The following is an 8,199-nucleotide window of genomic DNA, read 5'->3' as shown; positions in this document are numbered from 1 at the left end:
CGACACGCGAGTGGTCCCGCTGGACGACGTGGTCGCGGAGGCGTGGTCCTACGTCGAGACCAACGGGACGGCGCTCACCGCCGGGTCGCTCGGCCCCGTCGAGTGCGACCCCGACCAGCTCGGCCGCCTGTTCGAGAACCTGTTCCGCAACGCCGTCGAACACGGCCACGCCGACACGCTCACCGTCGAACGGTTCGATGACGGCGGGTTCGCCGTCGAGGACGACGGAGGCGGGTTCGACGCCACGACGGACGACCTCTTCGAGAAGGGGCATCGCTCCGCGAACGGCGGCATCGGCTTCGGTCTCACCATCGTCGCCGACATCGCGGCGGCCCACGACTGGACGGTCGACGCGACAACGGGCCGCGCCGGCGGCGCTCGCTTCGAGGTGCGTCCGTCGTGACCGCCCCCGAGACCGACGAGACCATTCTCGTCGCCGACGACGACGAGGAGATTCGGGAGGTCATCCGGTTCAAACTCCAGTCGGAGGCCTCGGTCGTCACCGCCGCCGACGGCCACGAGTGCTGGGAGTACCTCCAGTCCCACCGGGAGGACCCGCCGAGCGTGCTCGTCCTCGACGTGATGATGCCACGGATGAACGGGCGACAGGTGCTCGAACGGGTGCGCGACGACGAGGCGTTCGACGCGATGGCCGTCGTCGTCCTCACCTCCATCGGCCGGAGCGACCAGGTCGTCGAGGCGCTGGAGACCGGCGCGACCGACTACATGAACAAGCCGTTCTCGCCGGACGAACTCCTCGCCCGAATCAGACGGGCCCGCGGATGACCCAGTACGACCCGGTCACCCCCTCCGGTGACGCTCTCGCCCTCGTGACCATCGTGGTCGGGTCGCTGCTCGTCGTCCTGTTCGCGTTCACGCTCGGTCGGAGCTACTGGCTGGCCCGCGACGACCGACGGTGCGCGGCCCGACGCGACGATCGCCGGTCGGAACTGTTGACCAGACTCTACGGACCCGACCCCGACTGGACCTCCTGGGTCGACGGGCTGGACGCGGCCGACCGTACGGTCGTTCGGTCGCTGGTCTACACACAGCTTCGATGGGTGCGGGGGACCGAGCGCGAACGGCTCCGTGACCTCGCTTCGGTGCTCGGCCTCGACGCACGGGCCGAACGGCTGTTCGCCTCCGAACGACGCTACGAGCGGCTCCAGGGCCTGACGTGGCTCGCCCTGCTCGGCCGCCCGGTCGACGCCGAGACGGTCCTCGACCGCTGCCGCGACCACCCGGACACCCGAGCGGCCGGCGCACGACTGCTCGCCGACACCGACCACTCCGAGGCCCGTCCGGTCGGCACCGAACTGCTGCTCGCTCCCGGTCGCCCCCTCTCCGTGCTCGGTGTCGACACGCTGTACCAGCTCTACAAACACGACGCCGCGGAACTGGTGGCGTGGGCGACACGGGAGCGCGAACGGTGGGACGAGTCGCTGTTCATCCAGGTACTCGACGTGTTCGGCGAGTGCTCGACGGTCGGTCCCGGCGTCTCGCTGGAGTGGGTGCTGGCCGGCCTCGACGCGGCGTCACCGCGCGTCCGCGCAGCGGCACTCGAGGCCCTCACCGGCTACGGCTGGCGGGAGTCGGTCAGGACGGCCGTCGTCGGCGAACGCGAAGCCCCGTTCTCCCACCGCGAAGAGCGGGAACCGCTGGTGCGCCGCACCGCCTACCGACTCTACGGCGAGTGGGCGACCCCGGACGCGCTCGACCGACTGGCCGAGGCGGTGTGGCGCGACCCGGACGACCGCGCCCGCGTCGAGGCCGCTCGCGCGCTCCAGCGTGCGGACTGCCTCTCGACGGTCGGAACGGGCGAGCGAGCCCCGACCGACGGGGCGTCCGGAACCGACCACGTCGTCGCCTGGGTCGACGCCACTGCGGGGGTCGACGGATGATTCGGGAGTTGGCCGCGACGCTCCTAGAGTCGACGGCGCTGGTCGTCCTCGTCTACTACCTGTTCGTCAACGGTTCGTACCTGCTCGTCCACTTCGCCGCCCTGTTCGAGTTGCGCGACGAGATGCGCGAGGACGACTGGGGGCCGTTGTTCAGCCCCTTCGACTCCCCGTTTCTCCCCGGCGTCGCCATCGTCGTCCCCGCGTACGACGAGGCTCCGGTCATCGTCGAGAGCGTCCAGTCGATGCTCGACACGAACTACCCCGACGTGGAGGTGGTCGTCGTCAACGACGGCTCGACCGACGACACGCTCGAGCGACTCGTCGAGGCGTTCGACCTCGTGGCCGTCGACGCGACGGTCCCCATCGACACCCCGAGCGAGCCCGTCCACGCCGTCTACCGCTCGACGGACGCGCTCTCCCTGACCGTCGTCGACAAGGACAACGGCGGCCGCGCCGACGCACTCAACGCCGGCATCTGGCTCACCGACCAGCCGCTGTTCTGTGCGGTCGACGCGGACTCCATCATCGACCGCGACGGCCTGCTGGCGGTGGTCCAGCCGTTTCTCAACCACCCCGAAGAGACCGTCGCCACCGGTGGGACCATCGGCGTCGCCAACGGCTGTACCGTCGAGGACGGACAGATGACGACGGTCGGTCTCCCCAACCGACTGCTCCCGCGACTGCAGGTCTCGGAGTACCTGCGGGCGTTCTACTCGGGCCGACTCGGTCTCGACCGACTGCAGGGGCTGTTGCTCATCTCGGGAGCGTTCGGCGTCTTCCGGACGGAGGTCGTCAGACAGGTCGGGGGCTACGACACCGACAACGTCACCGAGGACTTCGAACTCGTGATGCGCCTCCACCAGCGGTTGACGGCGTGGGACCGGGACTACCGCGTCGAGTTCGTCCCCGGTCCCGTCGTCTGGACCGAGGTCCCCGGAGACCGGGAGGCGTTGCGACGCCAGCGCACCCGGTGGTATCGCGGCCTGCTGGCGACGCTGCGACAGTACCGTCCGATGGTCGGCCGGCGGCGCTACGGGCCGCTGGGGTGGTTCGTCCTCCCCGCGTTCGTCCTCGCCGAGGCGGTCGGACCGCTCGTCGAGGGGTTCGGCTACGTCGTCGTCCTCGTCGGGTTCGCGCTCGGTCTGGTCGACCCGCGGTTCACGCTGGCGTACTTCGCCGTCACGGCGGGCGTGGGACTCGTCCTCTCGTGGGGCGGCGTCTACAGCGAGGTCTGGAGCTACCGGCGCTACGAACACCCCCGACAGGTGCTCGAACTGCTCTGGCTGGGCGTCCTGGAGAACTTCGGCTATCGCCAGTGGAAGACCTACGTCGCCTGGCGCGGCCTGTTCGAGTACCTCCGTGGCGTCGAGTCGTGGGGCGAGATGACCCGCAGCGGGTTCGACGACTGACCGTCCTCTCCGGTCTACACCTGGTTCCAGGGGGCGTCGTCGAACTCGACGAGGCGCTCCTCGCGTTCGATGGACTCGATGGCCGCGACGTCCTCGTCGTCGAGTTCGACGTCGAGCGCCGCGTAGTTCTCTCGGATGTGGTCCTCACCGGTCGCCTTCGGGATGGCGACGACGTTCTCCTTGCCCAGCAGCCACGCGAGACTCACCTGGACCGGCGTCACGTCGTGTCGCTCGGCGACGTCCCGAATCACGTCGACGTCGTTCACCTTCCCGCGGGCGATGGGGCAGTACGCCACGAGCAGGTGGTCGTCTTCGAGCGCGTACTCGTGGAGCTCCTCTTGCTGGAGCAGCGGGTGCATCTCGACCTGGTGGGCGAAGATGGGGGCGTCGAGGTGGTCGTTCGCCTCGTCGAGCTGGTCGGGCCGGAAGTTCGAGAGACCGACGTGCTCGATGGTCCCCTCCTCGCGTAGTTCGTCGAGTGCCGGCAGGGTCGCCTCGGGGTCGTAGGTGTTCAGCGGCCAGTGGACGTACTGCAGGTCGATGGTGTCGACGCCGAGGTTCTCGGCGGACTCGCGCGTCGAAGAGAGCGTGTCCTCGTAGCTCAGGCTGTCCGTCTGGACCTTCGAGGCGAGGAAGACGTCCTCGCGGGCGACGGCGGAGTCGGCGAGACCCTCGCCGACCGCTCTCTCGTTCTCGTAGCCCTGGGCGGTGTCGAGGTTCCGGTAGCCCGCGTCGAGGGCCGTCCGCACGCTCTCAGCACACTGGTCGTGGTCGTCGTTCTGGTACGTTCCGAGGCCGAGTCGTGGTACGTCGTCCATACACACGGCCGACGCGCCGCCGATACTCGAAACCAGTGGATACCGGTTCGTCCCGCCGGCTCAGAACATCCCGAGTGTCCGACAGGAGTCGAACCGGTCGTCGGTGACGTACACGTCCCCGTCGCGGACCACGACGTCGATAGGTCGGAGGGACTGGCCCTGACACGGGCCGTGCGTACAGAAGCCGTCGTCGACGTCGAAGCGTGCGCCGTGGTTCTCACAGATCAACTGTCCGTCGGCGACGAACGCGCCCATCCCCTTGTCGATGCGGACGTCCGGTTCGTGCGCACAGCTGTTCTCCCACGCGACGACGGACTCGCCCTGCCGCTGGACGATACCCTCGACGCCGCGGCGACCCGTCAGCGCCTCGAACCGCATCGTCGTCTCGCTCGGTACGTCGTCGAGCGTCGTGAGGTACGTACCGTCGGCCACCTCGCCGCCGTCGCCGTCGGTCTCTGTGTCACTCCCCGTCTGCGGTGGACGGACGTCGTCGACGTCGAAGCTGAACGTGGCGCCGTCGACGCTGACGCGCCCGTCGGTCCCGTGGAACCGGACCGTCTCGTGGTCGTCGTCGGTCTCGACCGTGACTCGAACCGGGTCACTCATCGTGTGAGGCTATCGGCCCCGGTGGGCATAACCACTGCTTGCGCACGGCGGCCGACCGGTCGCCGGGACGGCGTGTGAGTGACGACCGACGTTTCGCGGACGAGCGACCGGGCGTGGGGACGTCACGCGCCGCTCTCGGAGGGTGGTTCGGGCGGTGGAAGACGGTGAGTGACGTTACTGGTACTGTCGGACGGCGTCGATGGAGTCGAACTCGGTGATGTCGGTCCCCTCCTCCGTGATTCGGGCGACGTGGACGCCGTTCCCGCTGGCGGTGTCACGTTCGACCGCGGAGAGCACCGCGGCGATGGCGGCGGACTCGGCGTCGTCGAGACTCATCCCCTCCTCGTACTGCTGTTCGAGGACACCGAGGGCGAACTGGGACCCGGACCCGCTGACCGCGTACTCCTCTTCGGTGACGCCGCCCAGCGCGTCGTAGCTGAACAGGTGTGGCCCCTCGTCGTCGTAGCCGCCGAGTAGCGGGACGACGATGAAGTACGCGCCACTCCGGAGGAAGTTGCTCAAAAGCGTCGAGAGGCCGGTCATCGAGATGTCCTGCCCGCGGCGCGTCTCGTACAGACTCGTCTCCGCACGGAGCGTCCGGATGAGGTTCTGCGCCGCCGAGACCGACCCGGAGATGGTGATCGCCGAGAAGTCGGTGATGTTCTCGACCTTCTGGACGGTCTTGCTCGACACCATCCGACCGAGACTCGCCCGGCGGTCGGTGACCAGCACGACGCCGTCCTCGGTGCGGACACCGATAGTCGTCGTCCCGGTCTTCAGTGCCTCGAGATCCTCCTGATCGTGTGTCTCGGTGCGCTGCTGTTCGACCAACTCGGACTCGGTGACGTCCGGTCGACCCGTCCTCAGTGACCCGACATCGGAGTCGCTGATGTTCCTCATACGGCGGCGTAGGGCCGATGCCCGTATAAGTGCTTCTCTCACGGTCGCCCTGCAGTCTATCGATTCCTGCGCCGCATCGGGGAGTACGGCCGACCTGACGACCCTCGACGACCCAGTCCGACTATCGTCCGCCGCGAGGTGCTGCTGTAGCCGGTCTCCGATGTCGTCACATTAGCGGACGACCGGACGGCGACACCCCGGACGAAACTACTTTGCTGTGTTGCTCTACAACAGAGTACGTTCGGACGGAGCCGAACACGCTCCAGCGGACCGGGAGAGGCTCCGGAAGCCCGGAACGAGCCGAGGTGGCGGCTCCACAAACCATCAGTCGCTATACTGAATTCGTTCCGGTGAGGTTGAGATTTCACGGCTGGCGGTCGATGACGGAATCGTCTCGCTAGAGTACTACTCCGAGGAGACAGAGAAGTACAAAATCACGGGGATTGAGACCGTCGTTGGAGCGTATGCTCGTTACGACTACGAGGGATGGGACGTGACGCGGCTAGACGTGCGTGTACTCTCCATGGACGACGACCTCACAGCTACGTACTACGTTGACGACGAGATGGTTGAGAAGATTGCGAGCGGAGAACTCAGTGACCGAGAACTGGGCGAGATGCTCTTTGCAACCGTCGAGATGGAATCATAGGAATCCAAGGTCGGGGGAGAGCGGTTCGGCCCGGTGACTGTAGCTTACCCAGCTTCCTTCTCCAGTGGCTGTCTGATACACCCACGCTCTCTGTCCAACAATACCGGCAAAAATTGCGACAAGGGGTTCGATTAGCTCACGCTCGTGCGCTGAGCGCCCCAGTCACAACTTGTGCGTACCGGTCGGCTACCGCCGGAGTCCGAGCCACCCCACCTGCTAGACTCTTAGCCCCCGATTCGCGGCGACCCGTATAGGACAACGGAATCGACACAAGGGGATCACGCGCCAGAGTGCAGTCGAATGCAGCACTCATCCACAGCGAACCGGGACGGTGTGTCCGCCGGACCGACCGAGTCGCTCGTCGTCGACATCGTGTACGAACTCGCCGACGCACGAGGTGTCGACCCGCTCTCGATTCCGCCACTGGGTGACTCCGTCGACGTCGACGCCCTCACGACCCTGCTGGAGACGTCCAGAGACGGTCCGACCGAACTGTTCAGTGAAGCGACGTTCAGCGTCGGTTCGGACGAGGTTCGAGTCGCCTCCGACGGGTCGGTCGCGGTGAACCCGCACGATACCGAGTCGACCCCCCGACTACACCGGAGTGCCTCGGATTGACGATGCACGGACCGCCCACGGTGCGCGTGGCCCCGAATCGTCGGAGAGCCGTCGGGTCGACTGCCGCCGGTGTACCGTCTCGGAGCGCCACCGCCACAGCGTCGGTGACCCCATGACCGAGACCGACCGGCAGGCGGTCGACCCCGTCTCGGACCACCGTCCCCACCGATACCGGGTCGTCCAGTACGAGAGCGACGACGGGCCAGTGACGGTCATCCACGACAGCGAGAACGAAGCCCGGTGGCTCGAATCGACCGTCGCCGTCGAGGTGGAACGGTAGATGAGCACCCCCGACCCGGCGGCCACGACCGACCCGAGAACCGCTACCGAGAACGCACCGACACGATCGACGAACACAGCACCACGCGACCCACACCAATGACAGACACCTTCGTCGTCGGCTGCAAAGCCTGCGATTTCCAACGAACCGTCGCCGACCTCAACACGGCGCTAGAGATATTCGACGTGCACAGGGGGATGGAGAGTGAACCCCACCCGACGCAGGTCTGGTCGAGGAGCTACCTCGCCGAACTCGGCGACGACGCCCCCGAGTTCATGCCCTCGATAGAGACGACGGACAACGGACCCTCGCCGGACCCGGTGGGAAGCACGGGGGCGGACTCGGAAGCCGCAGGAACCGACGACTGAGCCAGCGACCGACACGCACTACCCACACGCCGAACCGCCGTCCGGTTGCTGTGACACGAGACTACGCCGAGGCGACCCCTCCCCGGCACGAACCGTGACGGCCGGTGGAATCGACCCCGCGGGACTACGCTGGGTGACCGACAGCAGCAGTCGAACACCGCTGGGTTCGGCGGCCGAAGCGTACAGCGCCGCCACTCCACCGACGTAGCCCGTCGGCGGGTGGAACCGTGGCGAGCGGGTCGCGTTCGAGCGACCGGGCGACTGCCTGCCCCCGTGGCCGGTCGGTCAGTCCTCCGGACGACCGTCCCGTTCGAGTATCTCTATGTCGACGAAGTGTCGGGGGCCGGTCTCGGTTCGATGTGCTTCGGCGTGGTCGAGCGCCCGTTCGACACCCTCACTGGTTCGTCCGTACGCACACTCGATGCACGTCAATGTGTAGCGGTTCGTCATCGAGGGCTGTGGCGGTGAGTAGCTACCACGTAGCCGTTCGGTCGGGGCTCGCCGGCGGCTCTCCCGGTGGTTTCACCGCCCGGTCCCGCCGGGGCGGAGACACCGCCGTGTGTCACCACGGGCGGTCCCCACCGACACCGACCGTACCACCGCTCTCTCGAGTACTCGACCACCGGCCCCGTGACGTCCCCAGTCGCACC

General features: G+C 67.4%; 12 protein-coding genes. 8 read left to right on the top strand and 4 right to left on the bottom strand.

What is annotated here, in order from left to right; all coding sequences use genetic code 11:
* The 4 genes from GQS65_RS18200 to GQS65_RS18185 form a co-directional block, all read left to right on the top strand.
* Positions 1–403: sensor histidine kinase (locus GQS65_RS18200; protein WP_199268504.1), on the top strand; the 403-nt coding region annotated here is incomplete at its 5' end.
* Positions 400–786, top strand: coding sequence for a response regulator (locus tag GQS65_RS18195; protein WP_368280314.1), 387 nt, complete (start codon positions 400–402; stop codon positions 784–786). The genes GQS65_RS18200 and GQS65_RS18195, both read left to right, overlap by 4 nt.
* Positions 783–1,901, top strand: coding sequence for a HEAT repeat domain-containing protein (locus GQS65_RS18190; RefSeq protein WP_158206044.1), 1,119 nt, complete (start codon positions 783–785; stop codon positions 1,899–1,901). Before GQS65_RS18195 ends, GQS65_RS18190 begins: the two co-directional genes overlap by 4 nt.
* Positions 1,898–3,310 carry a glycosyltransferase family 2 protein gene (locus tag GQS65_RS18185; protein ID WP_158206043.1) on the top strand — a complete coding sequence of 471 codons (1,413 nt, stop codon included), beginning with the start codon at positions 1,898–1,900 and terminating at the stop codon, positions 3,308–3,310. The genes GQS65_RS18190 and GQS65_RS18185 overlap by 4 nt, the downstream gene beginning before the upstream one ends.
* Positions 3,311–3,324: 14 nt before the next feature.
* On the opposite strand, the gene GQS65_RS18180 is transcribed toward GQS65_RS18185, so the two are convergent.
* From GQS65_RS18180 to psmB, 3 genes are all read right to left on the bottom strand, one after another.
* Positions 3,325–4,128 carry an aldo/keto reductase gene (locus GQS65_RS18180; protein WP_158206042.1) on the bottom strand — a complete coding sequence of 268 codons (804 nt, stop codon included), beginning with the start codon at positions 4,126–4,128 and terminating at the stop codon, positions 3,325–3,327.
* 60 nt (positions 4,129–4,188) lie between these two features.
* Positions 4,189–4,734, bottom strand: coding sequence for a Rieske (2Fe-2S) protein (locus GQS65_RS18175; protein WP_158206041.1), 546 nt, complete (start codon positions 4,732–4,734; stop codon positions 4,189–4,191).
* A gap of 174 nt (positions 4,735–4,908) precedes the next feature.
* Positions 4,909–5,634 carry an archaeal proteasome endopeptidase complex subunit beta gene (psmB, locus tag GQS65_RS18170; protein ID WP_158206040.1) on the bottom strand — a complete coding sequence of 242 codons (726 nt, stop codon included), beginning with the start codon at positions 5,632–5,634 and terminating at the stop codon, positions 4,909–4,911.
* A 523-nt stretch (positions 5,635–6,157) separates the two neighbouring features.
* Between psmB and GQS65_RS21985 the strand changes: the two genes are divergently transcribed.
* The 4 genes from GQS65_RS21985 (at position 6,158) to GQS65_RS18160 (ending at position 7,549) form a co-directional block, all read left to right on the top strand.
* Positions 6,158–6,283, top strand: coding sequence for a hypothetical protein (locus GQS65_RS21985; RefSeq protein ID WP_267902939.1), 126 nt, complete (start codon positions 6,158–6,160; stop codon positions 6,281–6,283).
* 333 nt (positions 6,284–6,616) lie between these two features.
* Positions 6,617–6,901: a HalOD1 output domain-containing protein gene (locus GQS65_RS18165; protein WP_158206039.1), complete on the top strand. Its 285-nt coding sequence runs from the start codon at positions 6,617–6,619 to the stop codon at positions 6,899–6,901.
* Between the two features lie 112 nt (positions 6,902–7,013).
* Positions 7,014–7,181, top strand: coding sequence for a hypothetical protein (locus tag GQS65_RS21470; protein ID WP_199268503.1), 168 nt, complete (start codon positions 7,014–7,016; stop codon positions 7,179–7,181).
* Between the two features lie 98 nt (positions 7,182–7,279).
* A complete protein-coding gene (locus GQS65_RS18160; protein ID WP_158206038.1) occupies positions 7,280–7,549 on the top strand; it encodes a hypothetical protein in 270 nt (89 codons plus the stop codon).
* A 285-nt stretch (positions 7,550–7,834) separates the two neighbouring features.
* Here GQS65_RS18160 and GQS65_RS18155 read toward each other — a convergent pair whose 3' ends face one another.
* A complete protein-coding gene (locus GQS65_RS18155) occupies positions 7,835–7,999 on the bottom strand; it encodes a hypothetical protein (protein WP_158206037.1) in 165 nt (54 codons plus the stop codon).
* Positions 8,000–8,199 lie beyond the last annotated feature (200 nt).

The sequence above is a fragment of the Halomarina oriensis genome (assembly GCF_009791395.1).
GTDB lineage: Archaea > Halobacteriota > Halobacteria > Halobacteriales > Haloarculaceae > Halomarina > Halomarina oriensis.
Note: the sequence above shows the minus strand (reverse complement) of the source record. Positions and strands in the feature narration are given on the sequence as shown.

Coding starts and splice junctions, on each gene's coding strand:
- GQS65_RS21985 (WP_267902939.1), top strand. CDS start 6,158: ATGGACGACGACCTCACAGCTACGTACTACGTTGACGACGAGATGGTT.
- GQS65_RS18185 (WP_158206043.1), top strand. CDS start 1,898: ATGATTCGGGAGTTGGCCGCGACGCTCCTAGAGTCGACGGCGCTGGTC.
- GQS65_RS21470 (WP_199268503.1), top strand. CDS start 7,014: ATGACCGAGACCGACCGGCAGGCGGTCGACCCCGTCTCGGACCACCGT.
- GQS65_RS18155 (WP_158206037.1), bottom strand. CDS start 7,999: ATGACGAACCGCTACACATTGACGTGCATCGAGTGTGCGTACGGACGA.
- GQS65_RS18175 (WP_158206041.1), bottom strand. CDS start 4,734: ATGAGTGACCCGGTTCGAGTCACGGTCGAGACCGACGACGACCACGAG.
- GQS65_RS18160 (WP_158206038.1), top strand. CDS start 7,280: ATGACAGACACCTTCGTCGTCGGCTGCAAAGCCTGCGATTTCCAACGA.
- GQS65_RS18190 (WP_158206044.1), top strand. CDS start 783: ATGACCCAGTACGACCCGGTCACCCCCTCCGGTGACGCTCTCGCCCTC.
- psmB (WP_158206040.1), bottom strand. CDS start 5,634: ATGAGGAACATCAGCGACTCCGATGTCGGGTCACTGAGGACGGGTCGA.
- GQS65_RS18180 (WP_158206042.1), bottom strand. CDS start 4,128: ATGGACGACGTACCACGACTCGGCCTCGGAACGTACCAGAACGACGAC.